This is a genomic window from Streptomyces chromofuscus (assembly GCF_015160875.1).
Lineage (GTDB): Bacteria > Actinomycetota > Actinomycetes > Streptomycetales > Streptomycetaceae > Streptomyces > Streptomyces chromofuscus.
The window spans coordinates 5802136-5826652 of the sequence record NZ_CP063374.1 but is presented as its reverse complement, the minus strand read 5'-3'; the positions used below and the strand labels follow the sequence as shown (position 1 = coordinate 5826652).

20 protein-coding genes and 5 pseudogenes are annotated in these 24517 nt (G+C 70.3%); 16 read left to right on the top strand and 9 right to left on the bottom strand.

Features of this window, described 5'->3' with window-relative positions:
* Positions 1 to 50: 50 nt before the first annotated feature.
* The 3 genes from gltX to IPT68_RS26340 form a co-directional block, all read right to left on the bottom strand.
* Positions 51 to 1535: a glutamate--tRNA ligase gene (gltX, locus tag IPT68_RS26350; RefSeq protein ID WP_189700865.1), complete on the bottom strand. Its 1485-nt coding sequence runs from the start codon at positions 1533 to 1535 to the stop codon at positions 51 to 53.
* On the bottom strand, positions 1528 to 2304 hold the full coding sequence (locus IPT68_RS26345; protein WP_189700866.1) for a fumarylacetoacetate hydrolase family protein: 777 nt from the start codon (positions 2302 to 2304) through the stop codon (positions 1528 to 1530). The genes gltX and IPT68_RS26345 overlap by 8 nt, the downstream gene beginning before the upstream one ends.
* A 152-nt stretch (positions 2305 to 2456) precedes the next feature.
* Entirely contained in the window at positions 2457 to 2645 is a 189-nt protein-coding gene (locus IPT68_RS26340; protein WP_189700867.1) for a hypothetical protein, read from the bottom strand.
* 592 nt (positions 2646 to 3237) lie between these two features.
* Here IPT68_RS26340 and IPT68_RS26335 point away from each other — a divergent pair.
* The 8 genes and pseudogenes from IPT68_RS26335 to IPT68_RS26300 all read left to right on the top strand — a co-directional run bounded on the left by IPT68_RS26335 (position 3238) and on the right by IPT68_RS26300 (position 13870).
* Positions 3238 to 7118 (top strand): annotated as a pseudogene (locus IPT68_RS26335) (nitrate- and nitrite sensing domain-containing protein).
* Between the two features lie 9 nt (positions 7119 to 7127).
* Complete coding sequence (locus IPT68_RS26330) at positions 7128 to 7541, top strand: roadblock/LC7 domain-containing protein (protein WP_037654657.1); 414 nt, start codon at positions 7128 to 7130, stop codon at positions 7539 to 7541.
* A 110-nt stretch (positions 7542 to 7651) separates the two neighbouring features.
* A complete protein-coding gene (locus IPT68_RS26325; protein ID WP_189700869.1) occupies positions 7652 to 8050 on the top strand; it encodes a DUF742 domain-containing protein in 399 nt (132 codons plus the stop codon).
* A complete protein-coding gene (locus tag IPT68_RS26320; RefSeq protein ID WP_189700870.1) occupies positions 8031 to 8606 on the top strand; it encodes a GTP-binding protein in 576 nt (191 codons plus the stop codon). Before IPT68_RS26325 ends, IPT68_RS26320 begins: the two co-directional genes overlap by 20 nt.
* 389 nt (positions 8607 to 8995) lie before the next feature.
* Positions 8996 to 12217 carry a sensor histidine kinase gene (locus IPT68_RS26315; protein ID WP_189700871.1) on the top strand — a complete coding sequence of 1074 codons (3222 nt, stop codon included), beginning with the start codon at positions 8996 to 8998 and terminating at the stop codon, positions 12215 to 12217.
* Positions 12218 to 12227: 10 nt separating this feature from the next.
* Positions 12228 to 12641: a roadblock/LC7 domain-containing protein gene (locus IPT68_RS26310; RefSeq protein ID WP_004983065.1), complete on the top strand. Its 414-nt coding sequence runs from the start codon at positions 12228 to 12230 to the stop codon at positions 12639 to 12641.
* Between the two features lie 94 nt (positions 12642 to 12735).
* Positions 12736 to 13308: a DUF742 domain-containing protein gene (locus IPT68_RS26305; RefSeq protein ID WP_189700872.1), complete on the top strand. Its 573-nt coding sequence runs from the start codon at positions 12736 to 12738 to the stop codon at positions 13306 to 13308.
* The gene (locus IPT68_RS26300; protein ID WP_189700873.1) at positions 13289 to 13870 is read left to right on the top strand and encodes a GTP-binding protein; all 582 of its coding nucleotides are present in this window, start codon (positions 13289 to 13291) and stop codon (positions 13868 to 13870) included. Before IPT68_RS26305 ends, IPT68_RS26300 begins: the two co-directional genes overlap by 20 nt.
* A 190-nt stretch (positions 13871 to 14060) precedes the next feature.
* On the opposite strand, the gene IPT68_RS26295 is transcribed toward IPT68_RS26300, so the two are convergent.
* Together IPT68_RS26295 and IPT68_RS26290 are read right to left on the bottom strand one after the other, a co-directional pair.
* Entirely contained in the window at positions 14061 to 14258 is a 198-nt protein-coding gene (locus IPT68_RS26295; RefSeq protein ID WP_189700874.1) for an acyl-CoA carboxylase subunit epsilon, read from the bottom strand.
* A 56-nt stretch (positions 14259 to 14314) separates the two neighbouring features.
* The gene (locus IPT68_RS26290) at positions 14315 to 15922 is read right to left on the bottom strand and encodes an acyl-CoA carboxylase subunit beta (RefSeq protein ID WP_228039913.1); all 1608 of its coding nucleotides are present in this window, start codon (positions 15920 to 15922) and stop codon (positions 14315 to 14317) included.
* Positions 15923 to 16258: 336 nt separating this feature from the next.
* Here IPT68_RS26290 and IPT68_RS26285 point away from each other — a divergent pair, with 336 nt between their 5' ends.
* Positions 16259 to 16858, top strand: a complete 600-nt coding sequence (locus tag IPT68_RS26285; RefSeq protein WP_189700875.1) for a YceI family protein — start codon at positions 16259 to 16261, stop codon at positions 16856 to 16858.
* A gap of 90 nt (positions 16859 to 16948) precedes the next feature.
* Here IPT68_RS26285 and IPT68_RS34300 read toward each other — a convergent pair.
* A pseudogene (locus IPT68_RS34300) lies at positions 16949 to 17213 on the bottom strand (hypothetical protein).
* 349 nt (positions 17214 to 17562) lie between these two features.
* On the opposite strand from IPT68_RS34300, the pseudogene IPT68_RS26280 reads away from it, so the two are divergent.
* Positions 17563 to 18143: pseudogene (locus tag IPT68_RS26280) on the top strand (DUF5753 domain-containing protein).
* 81 nt (positions 18144 to 18224) lie between these two features.
* Positions 18225 to 18864, top strand: a pseudogene (locus IPT68_RS26275) (hypothetical protein).
* Between the two features lie 29 nt (positions 18865 to 18893).
* Here IPT68_RS26275 and IPT68_RS26270 read toward each other — a convergent pair.
* The gene (locus IPT68_RS26270; protein WP_308438856.1) at positions 18894 to 20015 is read right to left on the bottom strand and encodes an IS630 family transposase; all 1122 of its coding nucleotides are present in this window, start codon (positions 20013 to 20015) and stop codon (positions 18894 to 18896) included.
* A gap of 95 nt (positions 20016 to 20110) precedes the next feature.
* On the opposite strand from IPT68_RS26270, the gene IPT68_RS26265 reads away from it, so the two are divergent.
* The 3 genes from IPT68_RS26265 to IPT68_RS26255 all read left to right on the top strand — a co-directional run bounded on the left by IPT68_RS26265 (position 20111) and on the right by IPT68_RS26255 (position 21816).
* Positions 20111 to 20377 carry a DUF397 domain-containing protein gene (locus IPT68_RS26265; protein WP_189701102.1) on the top strand — a complete coding sequence of 89 codons (267 nt, stop codon included), beginning with the start codon at positions 20111 to 20113 and terminating at the stop codon, positions 20375 to 20377.
* The gene (locus tag IPT68_RS26260; protein WP_189701103.1) at positions 20374 to 20871 is read left to right on the top strand and encodes an N-acetyltransferase; all 498 of its coding nucleotides are present in this window, start codon (positions 20374 to 20376) and stop codon (positions 20869 to 20871) included. Before IPT68_RS26265 ends, IPT68_RS26260 begins: the two co-directional genes overlap by 4 nt.
* Positions 20872 to 21033: 162 nt before the next feature.
* Complete coding sequence (locus IPT68_RS26255) at positions 21034 to 21816, top strand: serine protease (RefSeq protein WP_189701104.1); 783 nt, start codon at positions 21034 to 21036, stop codon at positions 21814 to 21816.
* 69 nt (positions 21817 to 21885) lie between these two features.
* Here IPT68_RS26255 and IPT68_RS26250 read toward each other — a convergent pair whose 3' ends face one another.
* Together IPT68_RS26250 and IPT68_RS34295 are read right to left on the bottom strand one after the other, a co-directional pair.
* Positions 21886 to 23238, bottom strand: coding sequence for a hypothetical protein (locus IPT68_RS26250; protein WP_189701105.1), 1353 nt, complete (start codon positions 23236 to 23238; stop codon positions 21886 to 21888).
* Between the two features lie 65 nt (positions 23239 to 23303).
* Positions 23304 to 23552 (bottom strand): annotated as a pseudogene (locus IPT68_RS34295) (hypothetical protein); the annotation flags it as partial.
* Here IPT68_RS34295 and IPT68_RS34290 point away from each other — a divergent pair.
* Both IPT68_RS34290 and IPT68_RS26240 read left to right on the top strand, forming a co-directional pair.
* Positions 23494 to 23670, top strand: a complete 177-nt coding sequence (locus IPT68_RS34290; protein WP_228039911.1) for an RICIN domain-containing protein — start codon at positions 23494 to 23496, stop codon at positions 23668 to 23670. The pseudogene IPT68_RS34295 and the gene IPT68_RS34290 sit on opposite strands and share 59 nt — an antisense overlap.
* A gap of 131 nt (positions 23671 to 23801) precedes the next feature.
* Positions 23802 to 24515, top strand: a complete 714-nt coding sequence (locus tag IPT68_RS26240; RefSeq protein WP_189701106.1) for a GOLPH3/VPS74 family protein — start codon at positions 23802 to 23804, stop codon at positions 24513 to 24515.
* Positions 24516 to 24517 lie beyond the last annotated feature (2 nt).

Here is a 24517-nt window from a genome sequence, read left to right as displayed (position 1 = left end):
GGCGAAAGGGCGGCATCCGCTGCCGGATGCCGCCCTTCACCGTGCCTGCGTCAGGCCGCAAGCCTCGCCAGCGCGGCGTCGATGCGGGCCAGCGTCCGGTCCTTGCCCAGGATCTCCAGGGACTCGAACAGCGGCAGGCCGACGGTGCGGCCGGTGACGGCGACGCGGACCGGGGCCTGGGCCTTGCCGAGCTTCAGGCCGTGCGCCTCGCCGGCCTCCAGGACGGCCGCCTTCAGCGACTCGGGGCTGCTCCAGTCGGCCGCCTCCAGCTTCTCGCGGGCGGTGCGCAGCAGGGCGTCGGAGCCCTCCTTCATGGCCTTGGTCCAGCTGGCCTCGTCGAAGACCGGCTCCGGCAGGAACAGGAAGTCGACGTTGTCGGTGATCTCCGACAGCACCTTCAGGCGGGTCTGCGCGTGCGGCGCGACGGCCTGCCACTTCACTTCGTCGAAGGCCTCCGGGGCCCACGGGGCGAACGGGGCCTGCAGCCACGGGCGGCAGCGCTCCGTGAAGTCCTTCACATCGAGCAGCCGGATGTGGTCGCCGTTGATCGCCTCGCACTTCTTGAGGTCGAAGCGGGCCGGGTTGGGGTTCACGTCCGCGACGTCGAAGGCCGCGATCATCTCGTCCATCGTGAAGATGTCCTGGTCGGCCGAGAGGGACCAGCCCAGGAGAGAGAGGTAGTTGAGCAGGCCCTCGGGGAGGAAGCCGCGCTCGCGGTAGAGGTTCAGCGACGACTGCGGGTCACGTTTGGAGAGCTTCTTGTTGCCCTCGCCCATCACGTACGGCAGGTGGCCGAACTCCGGGATCCGCCGGGCGATGCCCAGCTCGATCAAGGCCTTGTACAGGGCGATCTGCCGCGGGGTGGAGGAGAGCAGGTCCTCGCCGCGCAGGACGTGGGTGATCTCCATCAGGGCGTCGTCGACCGGGTTCACGAGCGTGTAGAGCGGGGCGCCGTTGGCGCGGACGATGCCGTAGTCCGGGACGTTCTCCGGGGTGAACGTCAGCTCGCCGCGCACCAGGTCCGTGAAGGTGATCGTCTCGTCGGGCATGCGGAAGCGGACGATCGGCTCGCGGCCCTGGGCCTGGTACTGCTCGACCTGCGCGGCGGTCAGCTCGCGGCAGTGTCCGTCGTAGCCGGACGGCCTGCCGGCGGCGCGGGCGGCCTCGCGGCGGGTGTCCAGCTCCTCCTGGGAGCAGTAGCAGTGGTAGGCGTGGCCCGCGTCCAGCAGCTTCTGGGCGACGTCCTTGTAGATGTCCATGCGCTGCGACTGGCGGTACGGCGCGTGCGGGCCGCCGACCTCGGGGCCCTCGTCCCAGTCGAAGCCGAGCCAGCGCATCGCGTCGAGCAGCTGCTCGTAGGACTCCTCGGAGTCGCGGGCCGCGTCGGTGTCCTCGATGCGGAAGACCAGGGTGCCCTGGTGGTGCCGGGCGAACGCCCAGTTGAACAGGGCGGTGCGGACCAGGCCCACGTGCGGGTTACCGGTGGGCGAGGGGCAGAAACGGACGCGTACTGGAGTGCCGGGTGCGCTAGCCACGCTTGACAACCTTGTTGGTGAGAGTGCCGATGCCTTCGATGCTGACGGAGACCTCGTCGCCGACAGCCAGGGGGCCGACCCCCGCGGGGGTGCCCGTGAGGATCACGTCGCCGGGGAGCAGCGTCATGGCCTCGGAGATGTTGACGATCAGATCCTCGATCGGGTGGATCATCTCGCTGGTGCGGCCGAGCTGGCGCTGCTGTCCGTTGACGGTCAGCTGGATGGTCAGGTCGGCGGGGTCCAGGTCGGTCTCCACCCAGGGGCCGAGCGGGCAGGCGGTGTCGAAGCCCTTGGCCCGGGCCCACTGCTTTTCGCGCTTCTGCACGTCACGGGCGGTGACGTCGTTGGCGCAGGTGTAGCCGAGGACCACGTCCTTGACGCGTTCGCGCGGGACTTCGCGGCACAGGCGGCCGATGACGACGGCCAGCTCGGCCTCGTGGTGGAGTTCCTCGGAGAAGGAGGGGTACTGGATCTCGTCGCCGTGGCCGATCACCGAGGTGGACGGCTTGAAGAAGGCGAACGGGGCGTCGGGCACCTCGTTGCCCAGCTCGCGCGCGTGCTCGGCGTAGTTGCGGCCGAAGGCGACGACCTTGTTGGGGAGGACCGGCGGCAGCAGCCGTACCTTGCTCAGCGGCACCTTGGTGCCGGAGAGCTCGAAGTCCGCGAACGGGATGCCCTTGATGATGTCGAGGACGAGCTCGTCCGGCTTGTCGCCCTCGACCGCGCCGAAGGCGACGTTCCCGTCGATGGAGAACCTGGCGATGCGCACGGGATCCTTGCGCCCCTTACCTGAGCTGGCTGGAGTCTGACGCTCCAGGCTATCTCGGCAGGGCCTGCCCGGCGGGTCGGGGCGCGGGCGACCGGGAAGGCGCGCGGGCACCCCGCGCGACGTCGCGCGGGGCGTCCGTGATGTGCTGGGTACTACTCGGCCGCGACGGCCCCGGCCGGAACGTCCATCAGGACGGTGCGCCGGGGGTTGGCCGTCTGGGCGGGGAGTTCGACGGAGTGCTCCGGGCGGTCCGGGCTCGCCAGCTCGTCGGCGTCTTTGAGGTGCACCAGAGTGGTGCGCCGCGGGTTGGCTGTCGTGCCGAACAGCATCGTCGTCTTCACGGTTGTTCTGAACCCTGTCGTGTACGGGGCGCCGGAAGCGCCGGTTGGCAGAACGTTGCCTCTTGTAAAGCGTCAGGCTAAACATCCGATTCCCCGCCGACGGCACGCGGTGCCGCGGAAACCGGTGTGAGTTTGCTCACGAACCGTGACTCAAAGCGGTCATATCAGTCTCTCAACTCATGCCAACGAAACGGACATTGGGCTCCTGAAGCCCTCATTCCGCTCCTGATCATGGCGACTGGGACACCCCTTATGCACCGGCGACTCGTTCGGGTATGTCCGCTATAAGGTGGACGCCGCTCTACGTGTCGTGACGTCATCCTCACGTGGTGTCACGGAGGTCACAGCCTGACCAACTGGCCTTGTTGGAGATCCGGCACTGTGCTGGAATTCCACGGACCGCCGCAGGACCGAAGCCGGCGCGCAGGGGGGCGCGAAACTTGCGTCGCTCCTGACGGGTGAGCGGCGGGAGGGGGAGTCCAGCGCCGGTCACTCACGACCACCCGGGTGCGTATTCAGGGCGCTCCCGACGACGCCGACACCGTCCTTCCGTTCGCGCGGAGGGGCGCCTGGTCCAGAGGTTGCGACGCTAGTGCAGGGACGTTTCAAGAGGGATGGCAGCGCTTCGGCGGAGCCGGAGCCGCACGGCGGGACTGGCCCCATGGCCGGCAGCTCCTCGCCCCAGCACGCCCAGGGCCAGGGCCCGGCCCCGACCGGTGACGGCGGTCCGCGCTCCGGGCGCCCGGGCGCGTCCTCGGCCTCCGGGCGCCCCGGCGCCTCGGCGTCCCCGGGCTCCGCACCCACACCGACGGTGAAGCCGCCGCAGGGCGTGAGCGGTCCCGGGCCGCGAATAGCCCTGCGCAACTGGCGTATCTCGACCCGACTGGTGGCGCTGCTGACGCTCCCGGTGGTCGCGGCCACCTCGCTCGGCGCGCTGCGGATCAGCCAGTCCATGGACGACATCGAGCAGCTCGACAACATGAAGCTGCTCACCGAGATGACCAAGCAGGCCACCGAACTGGCCGCCGCGCTCCAGGAGGAGCGCGACCAGTCCGCCGGCCCGCTGGCACACGGCTCGACGGCCAGCGCGGTCACGGTCAAGGGCTTCCAGACCAAGACGGACCGGGCGCTGGAGAACTTCCTCGCCGCGTCGGAGGAGGTCGACGCCGCCAGCAAGGACGGCAACCTCCAGGGCGTGCGCGACAGCCTCGTCGGTCTGGCCCGCGACCTGAACAGCCTCAACGAGATCCGCAACAACGCCTACGAGGCCGAGGACAACTCCACGCAGACCGTGGAGGCCTACCACCGCCTCATCACGCACCTGCTCGACCTCTCGCAGGACATGGCGGAGGCGACCAGCAACCCCGACATGATCCAGCGCACCCGTGCCCTGTCGGCGTTCTCCTCCGCCAAGGAGTACGCCTCGGTCCAGCGCGCGGTCCTGGCGGCGGCACTGCCCGCCAACAACAAGACCTTCGGCGACCTCTCCGAGAACGACCGGCTGTACGCCGAGTCGGCCCTGGAGAGCCAGGTCTCCGAGCTGCGCAGCTTCTCCAGCATCTACGGCGACGGCTCCGAGGAACTGCTGAAGCCGATCAACCAGAACAACGCGACCATCGAGGCCACGGACAAGTTCGCCTCCCGCGCCCTCGGCCGGGAGAACGGCCTGCAGGGCCTGGAGAAGCGCTCGTACCGGGACTGGCTGGACGACAGCTCCACCAAGATCCAGCAGATGAAGAACATCGAGCGCCAGCTGCTCGACGACATGGAGCAGAAGGCGCGCGAGCTGCGCAGCGAGTCCGAGCGCGAGGCGATCATCTCCGGTGCGCTGGTGCTGCTCGTGCTCGGCGTCTCGCTGGTCGGCGCGTTCGTGGTGGCCCGCTCCATGATCCGCTCGCTGCGCCGGCTGGAGGACACGGCGACCAAGGTCGCCCAGGACCGGCTGCCCGAGCTCGTCAAGCAGCTGTCCGAGTCGGACCCGCAGGACGTGGACACGTCCGTGGAGTCGGTCGGCGTGCACTCCCGCGACGAGATCGGCCGAGTGGCCGCGGCCTTCGACGACGTGCACCGCGAGGCGGTCCGTCTCGCCGCCGAGCAGGCCCTGCTGCGGGGCAACGTCAACGCGATGTTCACCAACCTCTCGCGCCGCTCCCAGGGTCTGATCCAGCGCCAGCTGTCGCTGATCTCCGAGCTGGAGTCCCGCGAGGCGGACCCGGACCAGCTGGCCTCGCTGTTCAAGCTGGACCACCTCGCCACCCGTATGCGCCGGAACGGCGAGAACCTCCTCGTCCTCGCCGGTGAGGAGCCCGGCCGGCGCTGGACCCGGCCGGTCCCGCTGGTCGACGTGCTGCGTGCCGCCGCGTCCGAGGTGGAGCAGTACGAGCGCATCGAGCTGGCGTCGGTGCCGACCACCCAGGTGGCCGGCCGCGTGGTCAACGACCTCGTGCACCTGCTCGCCGAGCTGCTGGAGAACGCCACCTCGTTCTCCTCGCCGCAGACCAAGGTCAAGGTCACCGGTCACGCGCTGCCCGACGGCCGGGTCCTGATCGAGATCCACGACACGGGTATCGGCCTCTCGCCCGAGGACCTCGCCCAGATCAACGAGCGGCTCGCCTCGCCGCCCACCGTGGACGTCTCCGTCTCCCGCCGCATGGGCCTCTTCGTGGTCGGCCGCCTGTCGCAGCGGCACGGCATCCGCATCCAGCTGCGCCCGTCCGACTCCGGTGGTACGACCGCGCTGGTCATGCTCCCGGTCGACGTCGCCCAGGGCGGCAACAAGCCGCAGGGCAAGCCCGGTCTGGGCGGCCCCGGTGGCACGGGCGGCCCGGCCGCGGCGCAGGCCGCCGCCGGTGTGGCCGCGGCCCGGCGCGGCAACGGCTCCTCGCTGGGCGCCGGTACGCCGGGCGGCGGGCGCTGGGCGCCGGCGCGTCCGGCGGTGGCCGGCTCGGCGCCGGTCAGGGTCCGCGGGCCGCGCTGCCGGGCCGCGACTCGGGCGGTGCGCGCGGACCGCAGACTCCCCCGGCCCCGCAGCAGGGCCGGCCGGGCGCCGGTGTGGGCAACGCCCAGGCGCCCGTTCCCCCGCAGGAGCAGGACTCCCGCGGCCCCGTGACGCCGAAGCGCGGCAACGCGGGCGGCGAGCGCGGCCGGCGCCGCGGCCGTCAGCCGCAGCTGCCGCCGCGCGGCGGAGCGCGGGCCGAACTGCCAGGCGGCAACGAGTCGCAGCAGCGCCCGAGCTGGAGCGACGACAACGCGCAGCCGCCGGTGCCGCGCGACGCGCTGGACACTCCGCGCGGCCACGACGAGCAGCGGGACCCGTCCCAGACGGCCCCGATGCCGCGGATCGACGAGCGCCACGGCCCGAGTGCGACCGCCGAGATGCCGGCGGTTCCCCGCGCCGACGACCGCCAGGGCCCCGGCGCCGACTTCGGGCACCCCGGCGCGAACAACCAGCACAACGGCGGCCAGTTCGTCCGCTCGGACATCTTCGGCAGCCAGGGCGATCCGAACCACCCGTCCAACACGGGCCAGTTCGCCGCACCGCAGGCCTACGACAACGGCTCCACCGGCCAGTACCCGGCCGTGCAGCGCCAGGACAACGGCTCCACCGGCCAGTACGCCGCACCGCAGGCCTACGACAACGGCTCCACCGGCCAGTACCCGGCCGTACAGCGCCAGGACAACGGCTCCACCGGCCAGTACGCCGCACCGCAGGCCTACGACAACGGCTCCACCGGCCAGTACGCCGCACCGCAGGCCTACGACAACGGCTCCACCGGCCAGTACCCGGCCCAGCCGGGCTACGACAACGGGGCTACCGGCCAGTACGCCGCGTACGACGGCTCGTCCACGGGCCAGCACGCGCTGCCCGGAAACCGCCAGAACCAGGGCACCGGCCAGTTCGAGCGCCCGCAGGGCGACTTCGGCGGCCGGCCGCCGCAGGCTCCGCAGCGTCCGCAGCAGGGGCCCGGCCGCCAGGGTCCGGAGGCCCTGCCGCCGGCGCAGGTTCCCGGTGACGGACGTACGCCGCTGTACGACACGCTGGAGACGAACTGGTTCCGCGGCCAGGCGGGTCAGCAGGGTCAGCAGGCCCAGCCCGGCCGGGCCGAGCGTCCGCACGGCAACGGCTCCGCGCCCGCCCCGCAGCAGCAGGCGCCCTCGGCCCCCCAGCGTCCCGCCGCACCCGCCTGGCGCAGCTCGCCGAACGACGAACTCGTCCGCCAGGCCGAGCGCGTACGGCAGCCCGCCGCGGGCGGTGTCACCACCTCCGGTCTGCCGCGCCGAGTCCCCCGGGCGAACCTCGTCCCGGGCACCGCTCAGCAGCAGCCGCACCAGAGCGGTCCGCAGGTCTCGCGCGCCCCACAGGACGTGCGCGGCCGGCTGACCAACCTCCGTCGGGGTATCGCACAGGGCCGTCAGGCCGGGTCCGGCCAGACGGGCAGTTTCCCGAGCCCCACTCACCAGCAGGAGCGTTAGTTGAGTCCGATGAGCCAGGCGGCACAAAATCTCAACTGGTTGATCACCAACTTCGTGGACAACACCCCCGGGGTGTCCCACACCGTCGTCGTGTCCGCCGACGGTCTCCTCCTGGCGATGTCGGAGGGCTTTCCGCGCGACCGCGCCGATCAGCTCGCGGCGGTCGCGTCGGGACTCACCTCGCTGACGGCCGGTGCGTCCCGGATCTTCGAGGGCGGCACCGTGGCGCAGACCGTCGTGGAGATGGAGCGGGGATTCCTCTTCCTCATGTCCATCTCGGACGGCTCGTCACTCGCCGTTCTCGCGCACCCCGAGTGCGACATCGGTCTCGTCGGCTACGAGATGGCGCTGCTGGTCGACCGGGCGGGAGCGGTGCTCACGCCGGACCTTCGCGCCGAACTGCAAGGAAGTCTGCTCCACTAACGTCCCCGGATCCACCCGTCTCACCAAATCACCGTCCGGCCGCCACAATCCCCCCACCGGCCCCGTCAGACGGCACGACTGACCAACTTGCTGTCCCGCCCGGAGGATTCATGACCCCGCCCACCGCCTCTCATGATCCGTACGCTGATCCGTACGGGGACGAGGGCGACCAGCCGCTGGTCCGTCCGTATGCGATGACCGGCGGCCGGACCCGGCCGCGCTATCAGCTCGCCCTGGAGGCGCTGATCAGCACCACGGCCGACCCGGCTGCGCTCATGGGACTGCTCCCGGAGCACCAGCGCATCTGCCACCTGTGCCGTGAGGTGAAGTCGGTCGCCGAGGTCTCGGCGCTGCTCGCCATGCCGCTCGGTGTGGCCCGGATCCTCGTCGCGGACCTCGCCGAGGCCGGACTCGTCGCCGTCCACCAGCCGGGCGGCGACGAGGCCAACGGCGGTGCGCCCGACGTGACACTGCTCGAAAGGGTGCTCAGTGGCCTTCGCAAGCTCTGAACCGAGAGGTGCCACCACCTCTGCCAAGATCGTGGTGGCCGGCGGCTTCGGCGTGGGAAAGACCACGTTCGTCGGCGCCGTCTCGGAGATCAACCCGCTGCGTACCGAGGCGGTCATGACGTCCGCGAGCGCGGGCATCGACGACCTCACGCACACCGGGGACAAGACCACCACCACGGTGGCGATGGACTTCGGCCGCATCACGCTCGACCAGGACCTGATCCTGTACCTGTTCGGCACGCCGGGCCAGGATCGCTTCTGGTTCATGTGGGACGACCTGGTGCGCGGCGCCATCGGCGCGGTGGTGCTCGTGGACACCCGCCGACTGGCGGACTGCTTCCCGGCCGTGGACTACTTCGAGAACAGCGGCCTGCCGTTCGTCGTGGCCCTCAACGGCTTCGACGGACACCAGCCGTACGCGCCGGAGGAGGTCCGCGAGGCGCTGCAGATCGGCCCGGACACCCCGATCATCACGACCGACGCCCGCCACCGTGCCGACGCGAAGTCCGCGCTGATCACGCTGGTGGAGCACGCACTGATGGCACGGCTGAAGTAACACCCAAGTGGGCGGTGCCGTACGGCAGTTGCCGTAGGCCTCGTCCGCGTGGCATCGGAGTCGGCTGTGGCCTTTGACACGGTCGGCTTCGGTGTTCATAACGTTTCGGCAGAGGAATCGGCAGGAGCCAACACGCGTCGCGGTCATGTGGTGTCGCTGCGCGCACAAAAGCCCCGTCTTTTGACGGGGCTCGCTCTTTATGACCGTTTTATCTGGGGTCTGCGCGAGGAAGAATGCGCCCTTTCCCATGTTTGGAAGAGCGCAGGTCGTCGTGCTGGAATGCCTGAACTGCCCAAAGGTCAAAGACGTACTCAGTGGTCGATGGCGAACTGGGCTCTGAGACACTGCGGCACGACGTAGGTGCCCGCCGCCGAGAGGTTGTTGGTCGAGTGAGGCGAAGCAACAAAGGTCCCGAGCCGCCCGCCCGGGGCAACTTCACCCCGCCGCCGCGCGGAGCGGCGCCCGCCCCTGTCGTGCCCAGTCCGGAACAGGCGGCCGCGCCCGCTTCGAGCGGCGGCCGTTTGTCCCCGCGCAACTGGCGCGTGGCGACCCGGCTGAACGCGATCCTGCTCATCCCCGTGCTGGTCGGCCTGGTCATGGGCGGCTTCCAGGTGAACAGCTCGATCGACACCTGGCAGGAGGCCGAGGACGCGGAGAGCACCGCGCGTCTGGTGCAGGCCTCCCTGACCTACGCGGACGCCCTGTACATCGAGCGGGACGTCAGCACGGTCCCGCTGCTGCTGGGCAGCGACCAGGCAACCGTCACGCAGGCCCGCAAGAAGACCGACGAGGCCGCCGACGCCTTCGACCAGGCCGCCCAGGACATGCCGCAGAAGGCGGGTCTGGAGCGCCGGCTGACCCTGTTCCGCGAGGCGGAGCCCAAGCTCCAGCAACTGCGGCAGGCCGCCTACACGTCCCGGCTCACCGGCGTGCAGACGGAGGAGGGCTACGTCGAGATCGCCCACCCGCTGATGGAGTTCGCCAACGAGCTGGGCCTGGGCACCGGAAACATCACCAGCTACGGCCGGACCGTCTACGCGATCTCGCTGACCAAGGCGGCGCTGTCGCTGGAGCGCTCCATCGGCATGCACCTGCTGGTCAAGCCGGGTCCCAAGGACACCGACCTGGCCAAGCAGCGCGTGGCGCTCTCCTCGTACGCCTACCTCGAGGGCATCGCCGTCGAGGAGTACCTCGGCGGTGGCACCGAGGCGGACGCGCAGAAGCTCGAGGACGCCAAGAAGCGCATCCAGGCGGACGGCCGGCAGCAGGCCAAGGAGGCCCTGGCCAAGAACCCGGACTACAAGGCGCCGCCGTCCGACCCGACCGTGATGGTCGCGGCGATGGCCGGTCTGACCACCACCGACGCGGCCGCCCGTGAGGCGCTCGCCCAGCAGGGCATCACGCCCGAGAACTGGTGGGCGGTCAACACCCTCAAGTACAACGCGTACCGCCAGATCGAGTCGGACATGGCCGACACCGCGGTGAACGAGGCCGCGAGCATCGCCGACAACGCCAAGCAGGACGCCTTCATCACCGGCGCCATCGTCGTGGTCGCCCTGCTCGCCGCGTTCATCCTGGCCGGCATGGTGGCCCGCCAGATGAGCCGTTCGATGCGTCAGCTGCGCAACGCCGCCTTCGGCATCGCCGAGCAGCGTCTGCCGATGCTGGTCGACCAGCTCTCGCGCACCGACCCCGGCCGGGTCGACACCCGCGTCACGCCCATCCCGATCACCTCCACGGACGAGATCGGCGAGGTCGCCCGGGCCTTCGACCAGGTGCACCGCGAGGCCGTCCGGCTGGCCTCCGAGCAGGCGCTGCTGCGGGGCAACATCAACGCGATCTTCACCAACCTCTCGCGCCGCAACCAGTCGCTGATCGAGGGCCAGCTGACCCTGATCACCGACCTGGAGAACAACGAGGCCGACCCGGACCAGTTGGAGAGCCTCTTCAAGCTGGACCACCTGGCGACCCGAATGCGCCGCAACGGCGAGAACCTCCTCGTCCTCGCCGGCGAGGAGCCCGGCCGCCGCTGGGACCAGCCGGTCCCGCTGGTCGACGTGCTGCGCGCCGCCTCCTCGGAGGTGGAGCAGTACGAGCGCATCGAGATATCCGGCGTGCCCGAGGCCGACATCCACGGCCGTGCCGTGACCGACCTCGTGCACCTGCTGGCCGAGCTGCTGGAGAACGCGACGACGTTCTCCTCGCCGCAGACCAAGGTCCGCGTCACCGCGACCCGCCTGCCCGACGGCCGCGTGATGATCGAGATCCACGACAAGGGCATCGGCCTGACCGCCGAGGACTTCGCGGACATCAACCACAAGCTGGCCAACCCGCCGACCGTGGACGCCGCGATCTCCCAGCGCATGGGCCTGTTCGTGGTCGGCCGGCTGTCCGACCGGCACGGCATCCGCGTCCAGCTGCGCCCCTCGGGCGAGCAGGCCGGCACCACCTCGCTGGTCATGCTCCCCGACGCCATCACGCACGGCGGCGGCGGCGAGCAGGTGCCGCTCGGTGCAGAGTTCACCGTCTCGCAGATCATCCCGGAGCAGCAGTTCCAGGGTGAGAACTTCAACCAGCAGCCGATGCGTACGGCGGCGGAGCTCGGCTTCGACGACAGCCGTTACGTCGAGGTCCCCGACGACATCCGCGAGCTGGACCCGGTGGGCCGCTCCCTGATGCGCGAGGAGCGCCGCGCGGCCCTGGAGGCCCAGACCCACGGCGAGCAGCCCGCCCAGGAGCACGCCGAGACGCAGGGATACGGCGGCGACGGCGGTTACGACGGCCGGCAGTCGTACGACACGGGCCAGAACGCCTACCCGGACCAGGCCGCGGCCTACGGTCAGCAGTCGGCGTACCAGGAGCAGACGTCGTACGAGGACCGGCAGCAGCAGTCGTACGACGAGCAGTACTACGCGCCGAACGGGATGCCCCAGGGCGATGGTTTCGCGACCAACGGCGGCTACCCGGAGCCCGGTTATGCGGAATCGGCGCAGGAGAACCACGCGGCGGTCCCGTCCGGGTCGTCGGAGAACTTCTCGGCGTTCGACGAGCAGTCCCACCAGGGCGACTGGCAGCAGCGTGACGATTACCGCAACGGCTACGCCGACCATTACGCTCCGGAAACGGAATCCGCGCAGGCCGCTGACGCGAGTGAGCGGGACCGCGTAGGCTTCGACCGTCCGGGACCGGGCCACGCCGCAGCGCACGCGCTGACCGACGCCGGGCTTCCCCGCCGGGGATCCACCGGTGGCGGCCAGGCGGCCGACCGGCCCGCGAACCCGGACTCGGCGGCCCCTTCGGCGGACGGCAACGCCGACGACGGCTGGCGCTCGGCGAACGACGAACGCTGGCAGCAGGCCGCACAGCTCCGCAAGCCGAAGGCGGGCGGGGTTACCTCCTCCGGCCTGCCGCGGCGGGTGCCCAAGGCCAATCTGGTCGAGGGTGCCGCGGAGTCGACCCCGCAGGGCGGCCCACAGGTCTCCCGCGCCCCCGAGGACGTCCGGGGCAGGCTGAGCAACCTGCGCCGGGGCGTCCAGCGGGGACGCAGCGCAGGAAGTGAAACGAACGGCCAGGGCTTCGGTCCTGACAGCACCTACAACCAGGAGCGTTAGTGTGAGCCCGATGAGCCAGGCGGCACAGAACCTGAACTGGTTGATCACCAACTTCGTGGACAACACCCCCGGGGTGTCGCACACGGTGGTGGTCTCCGCCGACGGACTCCTTCTGGCGATGTCCGAAGGCTTCCCCCGCGACCGCGCCGACCAGCTCGCGGCCGTCGCCTCCGGTCTGACCTCACTGACCGCCGGCGCCTCGCGCATCTTCGAGGGCGGCAGCGTGAACCAGACGGTTGTGGAGATGGAGCGAGGATTCCTCTTCATCATGTCCATTTCCGACGGGTCGTCCCTCGCGGTTCTCGCCCACCCCGAAGCGGACATCGGTCTCATTGGGTACGAGATGGCGCTTCTGGTGGACCGCGCGGGCACGGTTCTGACCCCGGATCTTCGTGCGGAGCTCCAAGGAAGCCTTCTCAACTAATAGACAGACGGTGCGATATGGCGTCCCGTGGCCGTAAGGTTTCGGGACGCGGCTCCCCAGCGATGGGTGCCCGGCACAGTCGGAGGAGGAGAAAGTGGCGACACCCCCAAGCGGTTCATCTTCGGGCAATTGGTCGTACGGCCCCGGCCAGGGGCAGAACGACGGTTCCCAGAACCGGTACAACTTTCCCTCCTCGCCAAGCCACCGGCAGCCGTACGCGCCACAGGGCCCCGGCCCCTCGCCGTACGACCAGCCGAACGCGCCGCGCATCCAACCCGTGCAGCCGCAGCGCCGCACCCCTGAGCCGGCGCCCGCCGGGGCGTCGAACAATCCCCTGGTGCGCCCGTACGCGATGACGGGCGGCCGCACCAGGCCGCGGTACCAGCTCGCCATCGAGGCGCTGGTGCACACCACCGCGGCTCCGCACCAGATGCAGGGCCAGCTGCCCGAGCATCAGCGGATCTGCAACCTCTGCCGGGAGATCAAGTCGGTGGCCGAGATCTCGGCGCTGCTGACGATCCCTCTCGGTGTGGCCAGGATCCTCGTCGCCGACTTGGCGGAGGCGGGCCTGGTCGCCATCCATCAGCCCGGCGGCGACGAGAACGCCGGCGGCCAGCCAGACGTGACACTGCTCGAAAGGGTGCTCAGTGGACTTCGCAAGCTCTAGCGGCGGTCCTTCCCGCTCCACCACCTCCGCGAAGATCGTGGTGGCGGGCGGCTTCGGCGTGGGCAAAACCACGTTCGTCGGCGCCGTCTCGGAGATCAACCCGCTGCGCACGGAGGCCGTCATGACGTCTGCTTCGGCAGGCATCGCCGACCTCACCCACACCGGGGACAAGACGACCACCACGGTCGCCATGGACTTCGGCCGCATCACGCTCGACCAGGACCTGATCCTGTACCTGTTCGGCACGCCCGGCCAGGACCGCTTCTGGTTCATGTGGGACGACCTGGTGCGCGGCGCCATCGGGGCGATCGTGCTGGTCGACACGCGCAGGCTCGCGGACTGCTTCCCGGCCGTCGACTACTTCGAGAACAGCGGCCTGCCGTTCGTCATCGCCCTCAACGGCTTCGACGGCAACCAGCCGTACCAGCCGGAGGAGGTGCGCGAGGCGCTGCAGATCGGCCCGGACACCCCGATCATCACGACCGACGCCCGCCACCGCGCGGACGCCAAGTCCGCACTGATCACACTGGTCGAGCACGCCCTGATGGCGCGCCTGCGGTAGCCGTACGACCGACCCCGAGGGCCCTCTCCGCACGGAGGGGGCCCTTCGTCGTGCGGGTCCCACGCCACGAAGGTCGACCCGCGGCCGCCAGAAGCGCCCCTTCGCGTGCAGGGCGTCGCACACCACAGAAGGGGCCCCTCCCGTGGGAGGGGCCCCTTCTCGGTGCTGGGGACCGGTCGAGCGGCGCGGACTAGCCGTGCCAGCTGTGCGGAGCGCGGAAGCCGGGCTCGCGCTCCAGGCGGCGCCAGCCGGCCTTGGCACGGCCGTGGTGGGCCGGGTTCGGCGCGGACGTGTGGGCGGCCGCGCGAGCCAGCAGGATGGCCGTGATCGCGGCCACTTCCTCGGGCTCGGCGTGGCCCTTCTCGACGCGGATGTCAGGAGTGCTCATGGGTTCAGTCTCCGTGAATGAGGTTTCCGCGGGGGTGCCGCGGAGGGTCCGCTGGGTTACTGCGGGGGGTTGCCGTGCTTGCGCGAGGGCAGGTCGGCGTGCTTGGTGTGCAGCATCGCCAGGGACCTGATGAGCACCTCGCGGGTCTCCGCCGGGTCGATGACGTCGTCCACGAGGCCGCGCTCGGCCGCGTAGTACGGGTGCATGAGCTCGGACTTGTACTCCTTGACCATCTTCTGCCGCATGGCCTCGGGGTCCTCGGCGTCGGCGATCTGGCGGCGGAAGATGACGTTGGCGGCACCTTCCGCGCCCATCACGGCGATCTCGTTCGTCGGCCAGGCGTAGGTGAGGTCGGCGCCGATGGACTGGCTGTCCATGACGATGTAGGCACCGCCGTAGGCCTTGCGCAGGATCAGGGAGATCCGCGGCACGGTCGCGTTGCAGTACGCGTACAGCAGCTTCGCCCCGTGGCGGATGATTCCGCCGTGCTCCTGGTCGACGCCCGGGAGGAACCCGGGAACGTCCAGGAACGTCATGATCGGGATGTTGAAGGCGTCACACATCTGGACGAAGCGCGCGGCCTTCTCGCTCGCCTCGATGTCCAGGACACCGGCCAGCACCTGGGGCTGGTTGGCGATGATGCCGACGACCTGTCCGTCCATCCGGGCCAGCGCGCAGATGATGTTGCGCGCCCAGCGCTCGTGGACCTCCAGGTACTCGCCGTCGTCGACGATCTCCTCGATGACCTTCGCCATGTCGTACGGCCGGTTCCCGTCCGCCGGGACCATGTCCAGCAGCACGTCGGAGCGGCGGTCGGGGGCGTCGGTGGAGTCCACCCGGGGCGGGTTCTCCCGGTTGTTCTGCGGGAGCAGGGAGAGGAGGTAGCGCACCTCGGCGATGCAGGTCTCCTCGTCGTCGTACGCGAAGTGGCAGACGCCGGAGGTCTCGGCGTGGACGTCGGCGCCGCCGAGGCCGTTCTGGGTGATCTCCTCGCCGGTCACCGCCTTGACCACGTCGGGGCCGGTGATGAACATCTGCGAGGTCTCGCGGACCATGAAGACGAAGTCGGTCAGGGCGGGCGAGTACGCCGCGCCGCCGGCGCACGGGCCGAGCATCACGCTGATCTGCGGGATGACGCCGGACGCCTTGGTGTTGCGCTGGAAGATGCCGCCGTAGCCGGCGAGGGCGCTGACGCCCTCCTGGATGCGGGCGCCGGCGCCGTCGTTGAGCGACACCAGCGGCGCGCCGGCCGCGATGGCCATGTCCATGATCTTATGGATCTTCGTGGCGTGCGCCTCACCGAGGGCGCCGCCGAAGATGCGGAAGTCGTGGGCGTAGACGAAGACCGTGCGGCCCTCCACCGTGCCCCAGCCGGTGATGACACCGTCGGTGTACGGCTTCTTGGTCTCCAGGCCGAACCCGGTGGCGCGGTGCCGCCGCAGCTGCTCGACCTCGCGGAAGGAGCCCGGGTCCAGGAGGAGCTCGATGCGCTCCCGGGCGGTCAGCTTGCCCTTGGCGTGCTGCGCCTCGGTCGCCCTCTCGCTGGGACCGGCCACCGCCTGCGCACGAATGTCGTGCAGCTCGGCCACTCGCCCGCGCGCGTCCGCCGGCTCGCCGGCCTGCTCGCCCGTCGCCTCACCCGTCGCCTCATCCAAAACGGTCATGTAGCGACCTTACGAAGGACATCAAGGAAAGCGGGCCGTCGACTCCGTACAGTCTCCGAGGCGTTTTCCTGGTACCCCTGAACAGAACTGGGGCGGCGTGCAGGCGTTCCGACTGCTCAGAGGGCTTCGGTGTTGTAGGGGTCGCACAATCTGGTCGCCCGGACGCCACACACATTTCATGTCCGCCCCATGCCATCCATGGGGTGACGGCGAGGGTATCGCGCCACCCTGCGGATGAGGTTGAAAATTGAACGGAATAGGTCTACGGTCATCCTCGTTGACATCGTTGAAGATTCAACAGAATTGGTCACAGACCCCGTCCCCAAGGAGCACGTCATGGGCCTCTTCGGCAGCAAGAACAAGACCACCACTCAGGCCGCCCCGGTCAATCCCCAGCTGGCCGCCCTGACCGGCGCCTACACCATCGACCCCGCGCACACCACGATCGGCTTCGTCGCCCGGCACGCCATGGTGACGAACGTCAAGGGCAAGTTCCTGGACTTCACCGGCACGCTGCACCTGGACGGCGCCGCCCCGTCCCGGTCCACCGCGACGATCGACGTCACGATGGACAGCATCGACACGGGCAACGCCGACCGGGACGGCCACCTGAAGAGCGCGGACTTCTTCACGACGGAGCAGTTCCCGACGATGACCTTCCGCTCCACCAAGGCGGAGGCGCTCGGCGGCGACGACTACCGCATCACCGGTGACCTGTCGATCCTCGGCGTGACCAAGCCGATCACGATCGACCTCGAGTTCAACGGCGCCGCGAAGGACCCGTTCGGCAACGACCGGGTCGGCTTCGAGGGCAAGGCCGAGATCGCGCGCTCCGAGTGGGGCCTGACCTGGAACGCGGCGCTGGAGACCGGCGGCTTCCTCGTCTCCGACAAGATCAAGCTGCACTTCGACATCTCGGCGATCAAGAACGCGTGACGGCGGTACGGCCGCCCCACTGACGCCTCACGAGCGCGCCCGCCTTCCCCAGGGAGGGCGGGCGCTCGCCGTTTCCTCCCCTCACCCCGGTCACCGCGCCGGCCCGAACGCGCACCACACCACCTTGCCGGGCTCCCGCTCCCCCACTCCCCACTTGTCCGCCGGCCCGGTGACGAGCAGGAGGCCCCACGTTGGTGGCGAGCCCGCTCACGCAGAGCAGCATGTCGTCGCCGCGTTCGGTCACGCCCCACTCGGCCGGCGTCCGCTCGGTGAACCGGCGCGCCAGACGCGCCGATCTGCGGTCACGGCGGTAGAACGCGCGGCGGTCGTACGGGGGTTGGGGTTGTGCGTCCATGCGGCCACTGTCACAGGGAGTCACTACCGTGGCCCAGTGAGTGAGGTCGTAGTTCTGGTTGCTACGACTCCGCCACGAGGAGTTCTGCTGCGTACGGGGGAAAGGGGCCACGCATGCACACGGCGAAGAAGCCCATGAGGGTCGGTTCCTGGCAGGCGGTCGGCGCGGTGCTCGCCCACTGCCGGAAGCAAGCCCGTCCCACGCAGGGAGGTTCGCCGAGCTGGCGAGCGTTCCCGTGGACACCGTGGGGTCCATCGAGCAGGGACGGCTCGCCCTGCAGCCGGACCGGGCGGTGCAGCTCGACGAACTGCTGGGGACGGGTGGGGTGTTGACCGTGCTGGTGGAGAGGATGCCGGTGCGGGAACGGATGCCGCAGTTCGCTCAAGGGGTCGCGGACATCGAGCAGGAAGCGGTCAGCATCCTGTCGTACGAGACGCGGATGGTTCCCGGGCTTCTCCAGACAGAGAACTACTGCCGGGCGTCCTACGAGTGCCGCTTCCCACGGTTCGAGAACGAGACGGCCGAGCAGTGGGTGGCCTCCCGGATGGAGCGGCAGCGGATCTGGCAGCGCAAGCAGCCGCCGTTCGGCCACTTCATTCTGGAGGAGGCCATTCTGCGCACCGCGCTCGGCGGGCCTGCTGTCATGCGCGAGCAGATCCGGAGGCTGCGCGGCTGCTGCGACCTTGTCCCCATGGGCCTTCAGATCATGCCGCTGGGCCGAGTGCCGCACGCAGGTCTCGCCGGGCCATGCTGCTGCTGGAGACACCCGAACACCCTCGCGCGGTCTACCTGGAGGTGCAGCGCGCCGGCTTCCTCGTCGACGACCCCGACGAGGTGAGTGCCTGTCAACTGACGTATGGAATGCTGCGGTCACGGGCCCTCTCTCCGGACGAGAGTGCGTGCCTCCTGGACGGACTGCTAGTGCTCTGACCGCATACCTTCGCCGGGTTGGGCTGGTGTGGGGCCATTAATGCCAGCTACCTGGCCGAGGCATCCGCCTATGCTCGGCTCGTGCAGCCGCTTTCCGACCGCAGCAATCCGTTGATCACGGCGTTCCCAGCCGAGCTTGCAAGCGATGCCGAGGCAGTCCTGGCGGTGATGCCTGATTCTCGGCTCCAGCCGCATGCCTCGTTCTCGGTCGCTGTTGAGGGCCAGCCGGTTTTGATCCCCGGGCGCCTCTACAACGACGAGCCGCCAACTGACAGGGTGGCGTCGCTTTCGTCGCGCCAACAACAGCTTCTGCACTGCCTGTACTCAAGGCACTGCGACGGCATGGTCAGGCAGCGCCACCTGGAGAAGGTCGTTGGTTCCACGGACCCATGGGTCGTCCCCTTCGTCGTGCAGCTGGTTGGCGAGTACGTCGTGGAGATCCTGGTCGTCATCTGCGATGAGCTCCGTGATCTCGCCACGCCCGGCACCTGCGGCCACCTCGCTTACGGGCAGTTCATCGTGGACAATCCTGCTTTCTTCGCGCGCACTCAACGGCGGGTCGTGAGCTACTGGAGCTGCTACTACCGGGGCACCTACGCGAGTTTTCGGGGCTACCGGGTGCACGATTCTTGACCTCCTACGGTCCGCTGCCTCCGACAGGGCGGGACGTTCCTGGCCCAACCTCGCTCCAGCCGGCGCCAGGGTGGACGGCTACTGCTAGGACCCGGCCGGGCAAGGTCGCCGGACTTGTCAAGCGGCATTGGCGAGGGGACGTCCGCCCCAACGGATGCCCTTCTCGCTGCGGATGCGAGCGCGCTCGCGGCGCTGGGCTGCCAGCACGTCGGGGTGACGGGCATTCGCGTTGCGCCAGCGCAGATAGGCGTGCAGGGTCCGGGTCTGCACGGTGTGGTTGCGGTGGTTGGAGTTGGCGATGGTGAACTGCCGCAGCGGCCCGAAGTGCGCCTCGATGGGGTTGGCCCAGGACGCGTATGTCGGCGTGAAGCACAGCTCGACACGGTTCTTCTTCGCCCAGCGGCGGATCGTCTCGCCCTTGTGGGCGGACAGGTTGTCCAGGATGACGTAGATGGCGGCGCCGTCCGGTCGGGCGGCCCGGACCGATCTGAGCGCGGCCAGCGTGTTCGCGGCGCCCTTCTTCCGGCGGTTGACGCCCCAGAGCGTGTCGTCACCGACCGAATAGCAGCCGTGGAAGTACCTGACGCCATGCGTGCGGTGGTAGGTCGCCGGGTGCCGCTCGGGGTGACTGGCGGGGGCCCAGCCCGCACCGCCGGTGGGGCGGATGCCGAGCGGGCCGAACTCGTCGAACGCGAAGACCCGGTCCGGGAAGCGGTCCAGGACCTCCTCGATCCGGTCCAGCTTTGCCTCGCGGTCGGGGTCCGGGGACTCCTTCCACGTCTTGGTGCGCTGGAAGGTGATGCCGCGGCGGGCGAGCAGACGGCGTAACGCCTCGCGGCCGATGCGGATGACCCGCCCATGAACTTTCCGCAAGTGGGCCAGCAGTTTGCGGATGGACCAGCGAGTGAAGGGCTGGCCGAGCTTGGTCGGGCGGGTGGTGGCCGTCTGGACGACGAAGTCCTCGTCGTCAGGACTGAGCAGGCGGGGACGGCCTCCCGCCCACCGAGGGTCCAGACAGGCCAGGCCGATCTCGTTGAACCGGTGGATCACATCCCGGACGGTGTCCTCATCGGCCTGCACCAGCTGGGCGATCACCGGGACCCGGTTCCCACCGGCCGACGCCAGCAGCATCATCGCGCGTCGGAAGCGGACCGAACTGGTGCTGCCCCGGCGCACGATCTGCTGCAGCTTCTGCCCCTCCTGGTCGGTCAACCTGCGCACGCGGACAGGCTCAGCCACCGCACCCCCCAGCACTCGGATCGGACGTCACGCAACATCCAACCGCCCCGACCACCAACCCGGCGAACCAATGTGGTCAGAGCACTAGGAGAGTCATGAACACCGCAGCGAAGCAGTACCTCCCGCCGGACGACCTTGTGTGGTTCAAGTCCAGCCACAGCAGCAACGAGGGCGGCAACTGCCTCGAAGTCGCCTGCACCTGGCGCAAGTCCAGCTACAGCGGCAGCGAAGGCGGCGACTGCCTCGAAGGCGCCGCTCACCCCGCCGCCGTTCACGTCCGGGACTCCAAGGCCGCGCCCGACGGGCCCGTCCTGACCGTCTCCCCCAGCACCTGGCGCGCGTTCCTCGGGCGGCTCGCATGACCTGGCTGCCGGGTGACTTCGTGCACCCCCTGCGGGTGGAGATCCCCGACGGCGACGGGCATCACCTGCGGCCGATCAGCGGGGCCGACGCGCCGCTGGACTACCCGGCCGTGATGGGGTCGCGGGAGCGGTTGTGGTCGATCTACGGCAAGGCGTGGGGGTGGCCGTCGGCCACGATGTCGTACGAGGCCAACCAGAAGGATCTGGAGCGGCATGCGGCCGAGATCGACGCGCACGAGTCGTTCAACTACACCGTGGAGAGCGAGGACGGAACCGCTCTGCGCGGCTGCGTCTACATCGACCCGCCGGAGAAGGACGGCGCGGACGCCGAGATCTCCTGGTGGGTGGTGGACAGCGAGGTCGGCGGGCGGCTGGAGCGGGCGCTGGACGCGTTCGTGCCGCGGTGGATCGGCGAGCAGTGGCCGTTCGAGCGGCCGCGCTTCGTGGGGCGCGACCTGACCTGGGACGAGTGGCTGGCGCTGCCCGACCGGTGAGGTCCCCGGCCTGAGGCCGACGTCCGCCGACGCGCGGCCGGCGGCCGTGTGGCCGGATCGCGGTTCTTGTGCGGGGCTCACGGCGTTCTCATAATCCCAGCACGGGAATTGACATGCGCCTGACATTCGGCCATCTCCGGACCCCCCACGGAAGGCGTCAAGGTGAAGACTCTCCTCAAGGCACTCAAGAGATGCGCGGTCGCCGGTGCGGCCGCGCTCGCGGTCGTCAGCCTCCAGCCCGTCTCGGCCGCGCAGGCGGCCCCCGCACCCGTGGTCGGCGGCACGCGCGCCGCGCAGGGCGAGTTCCCGTTCATGGTCCGGCTGTCGATGGGGTGCGGCGGTGCGCTGTACACCCAGCAGATCGTGCTGACCGCCGCGCACTGCGTGGGCGCCACCGGCAACAACACCGGCATCACCGCGACCGCCGGTGTGGTGGACCTGCAGTCCACCACCGGCCGGATCCAGGTCCGCTCGACCAAGGTCTACCGGGCCCCCGGCTACAGCGGCGACGGCAAGGACTGGGCGCTCATCAAGCTCGCCCAGCCGATCAACCTGCCGACCCTGAAGATCGCCACCACCACGCAGTACAACACCGGCACCTTCACCGTCGCCGGCTGGGGCGCGGCCCGCGAGGGCGGCGCGCAGCAGCGCTACCTGCTCAAGGCCGACGTGCCGTTCGTCAGTGACGCGACCTGCCGTTCCTACAGCGGCTACAGCGGGCTGATAGCCGGCGAGGAGATCTGCGCCGGGTACGCGGCGGGCGGCGTCGACACCTGCCAGGGCGACTCGGGCGGCCCCATGTTCCGCCGGGACGCGGCCGGCGCCTGGATCCAGGTCGGCATCACCAGCTGGGGCATCGGCTGCGCCCGCCCCAACGCCCCCGGTGTCTACACCGAGGTCTCCACCTTCGCCTCCGCGATCGCCTCGGCGGCTGCCACCCTCTAGGCCTCACAGCGGCGAGGAAGGGCCCGGTGCCGCATCGGCACCGGGCCCGTTCCGTCTCCGTTTCGCGGGTCAGAAACCGCCTCCGAAGTCCCCGCCGCCGCCGAAGTCCCCGCCGCCGAAGCCGCCGAAGCCGCCGCTGAAGTCGTCCGAGTTGAAGTCCGCGCCGGAGACGTCACCGCCCTCGTAGCCGCCGGCGCCGAACTCGCCGTAGCCGGAGCCGTAGTCGGCGGCGTAGGTCGGGGTGGCCATGGCGCTGCCGAGCAGGGTGCCGACGAGCAGGCCGGGGAGGATGCCGCCGCCGAAGTAGCCGCCGGCCCAGGGGCCGTAGGCCGGGCCCGCGTCCCAGTACGGGCGGCGGCCGGAGGCCGTGTCGACCTCGCGGATCATCGGGTCCCGGCCGTCGTCCAGACGGGCCTGGTCGGCCGCGCACACCGGTACGTCGCGCGACGCTCCGTCCATCGGCGTCCAGGTGACGTCGGCGACGGAGGGGCCGTGGCGCGGGTCGAAGAAGCACGGCGGCCGGCGTTCGGGCAGTGGGCGCCCCTCGCGGCGGGCGGCGAGCGCCGCGAGCGAGAAGCGGCCGTCCTCCAGGGACTGCGTGACCGCCCGTACGTCCTCGGGTTTCGTGGCCGCCGCCATGTGCGCCTTGGACTTCTCGTAGGCGTCCAGCGCGCGTTCGTAGTCCGCGCGCATGGCGTCGTCGGCGCCGGGTTCGGCGGGGTGGAAGTCCAGGCGGTCCAGTTCCTCGCCGAAGGCGGTGATGTCCTCGTCGACCACCACGCGCAGCTTCTCCAGCGCCGCCCGCTGTTCCTCCTCGTGGCGGTTGCGGTTGCGGCGGGCGAGCGCGTAGGCGCCGACGCCGCCCGCGGCCAGCACCGAGGCGAGGGTGATCAGACCGGTGGCCGAGACGCCGTCGCCGGTGCCCTCGCCCCAGCTGTTCGGCGCCGTGCCGCCCACGTTGCGCAGCGCGCCGTCCACGAAGTCGTTCAGCTGGGCCTTGACGTCGCCCGCGCTCTGCACGGACGTGACCAGGTTGGACACGGCCGCGCGGCTGAGCACGCTGCTGTCGGCGCGGGCGTCGAACGCTTCGCCGAGCCGGATGCCGTACACGCCGGTGACGCCGGTCTCGGTGCGCAGGTTCTGGAAGAGGTTCTGCGCGGGGTAGCCGGCCGGCAGGACCGCCACGAAGACGGGTTTGTCCGCGTCCTCGATCTTGTCGGCGAGCGCTTCGGCATCCGACCGCGACAGCAGGTCGGAGGCGGCCGGGTCGACGTAGACCGGGCTCTCGCGCAGGGCCTCGGCGATCCTGGACAGGTCGGTGGCCGCGTGCGCGCCGGGCGCACCGGACATCAGCACCGCCAGTACGACGGCGACAGGCACGATCAGCAGGCGTAGAAACCTTTGTACGAGCGCGGCCTTCATATGTTCGAAGCTACCTGAACAGGTACAGAAACGGACATCGGTCCCGGTAAGGAAATTCCGTCCCGGGACCGATGTCGTGTCGCCGGTGTCTCCTGGGCCGCTCTGTACGCGGCGGTCAGCAGCAGCCGGTCCGCCTCGGCGAACGGCTGAGCGACCGATGCCGTGACGTCCTGTCCGATCCGTTGCTGGACGAGCACCCGCGCCTGCGACTTCGGCCAGGTCACGGGGCGCTGACCGGTGAAGGGCCGGCCGCCGATGAGCTGCGGGCGCCCGGAGCCGATCAGCACCGCGCACCTCGTCGCCGCGCACGCGCGCGTTCGTGGCCTGGCCGTCACGTGCCTGGACGTCACGGACAACTCGTCGGCGAACGGGGCGCGGGCGCGGATCTGGAGCTGTACCGGGGGCGTCAACCAGACGTGGCGGCTGCCGTAACTGCTGGTGGTGGCCGGGCCACCACTGCGGCCCGCCGTGGCCGGGCGGGAGCCCGGCCGTCGTGCTGCGGATAGGCTTCAGCGGCCCCATCGTGGAGATACGGGATCGATGCCCGTGACCTGGAGGTCGAGATGACCACACCGCAGGATCTGCTGATCATCGCCCTGAACCTCCCCTCCAGCCGGGACGTCGGGCAGGGCGACCTGTCGCTCGCCCTCGCCGGAGCGGAACTGCTCGACCTCCTCGACGCCGGGGTGCTCACCCTGGACGACGACCGGCTCGTGCCCGGCGCCGGGCAGGCCACGGGCGACCGCCTGCTGGACGAGGCGGGCGCGTCGCTCGTCCGGCAGCCGCCGTACGAGACGGTCGAGGAGTGGCTGTGGCGGCGCGGGCGCGGGCTGGCCCAGGCCTACGTCGGCGCGCTGGAGGCGGAGGCGCCGGCCGACGGGACGCGCCGACACTGGCTGCGGCGGCGGAGCGACCCGGCCGCGGCGACCGACACGCCCTCCCGGCGCCACGCGAACGAGCGGTGGGCCGACCACGAGCCGGTCCTCGTGGGCCTCGCGCAGGCCCTGGGCATCCAGGACCCGACGACGGCCGCGGCCGGCGACACCGCCGGCGAGCCGGTGACCACCGGCACCGCGGACGACCTGCCGGCCCCCGGGGCCACGGACCAGCCGACGGCCGCCGACTTCGCCGACCTCACCGCCTTCGCCGACTCCGCCGACGAGCCGGTGATCACCGTCCTGGCCGCCGTCAACGACGCCTTGACGGAACTGGAGGCGGTCCGGCAGCGCCGCCGCATCGAGGAGGACGCCTTCGACAACGTGTGGCGGGCGCCCTGACC

Coding starts and splice junctions, on each gene's coding strand:
- IPT68_RS26330 (WP_037654657.1), top strand. CDS start 7,128: ATGAGCCAGGCGGCACAAAATCTCAACTGGTTGATCACCAACTTCGTG.
- IPT68_RS26325 (WP_189700869.1), top strand. CDS start 7,652: ATGACCCCGCCCACCGCCTCTCATGATCCGTACGCTGATCCGTACGGG.
- IPT68_RS26310 (WP_004983065.1), top strand. CDS start 12,228: ATGAGCCAGGCGGCACAGAACCTGAACTGGTTGATCACCAACTTCGTG.
- IPT68_RS26295 (WP_189700874.1), bottom strand. CDS start 14,258: ATGAGCACTCCTGACATCCGCGTCGAGAAGGGCCACGCCGAGCCCGAG.
- IPT68_RS26290 (WP_228039913.1), bottom strand. CDS start 15,922: ATGACCGTTTTGGATGAGGCGACGGGTGAGGCGACGGGCGAGCAGGCC.
- IPT68_RS26285 (WP_189700875.1), top strand. CDS start 16,259: ATGGGCCTCTTCGGCAGCAAGAACAAGACCACCACTCAGGCCGCCCCG.
- IPT68_RS26265 (WP_189701102.1), top strand. CDS start 20,111: ATGAACACCGCAGCGAAGCAGTACCTCCCGCCGGACGACCTTGTGTGG.
- IPT68_RS26260 (WP_189701103.1), top strand. CDS start 20,374: ATGACCTGGCTGCCGGGTGACTTCGTGCACCCCCTGCGGGTGGAGATC.
- IPT68_RS26250 (WP_189701105.1), bottom strand. CDS start 23,238: ATGAAGGCCGCGCTCGTACAAAGGTTTCTACGCCTGCTGATCGTGCCT.
- IPT68_RS34290 (WP_228039911.1), top strand. CDS start 23,494: ATGAGCTGCGGGCGCCCGGAGCCGATCAGCACCGCGCACCTCGTCGCC.
- IPT68_RS26240 (WP_189701106.1), top strand. CDS start 23,802: ATGACCACACCGCAGGATCTGCTGATCATCGCCCTGAACCTCCCCTCC.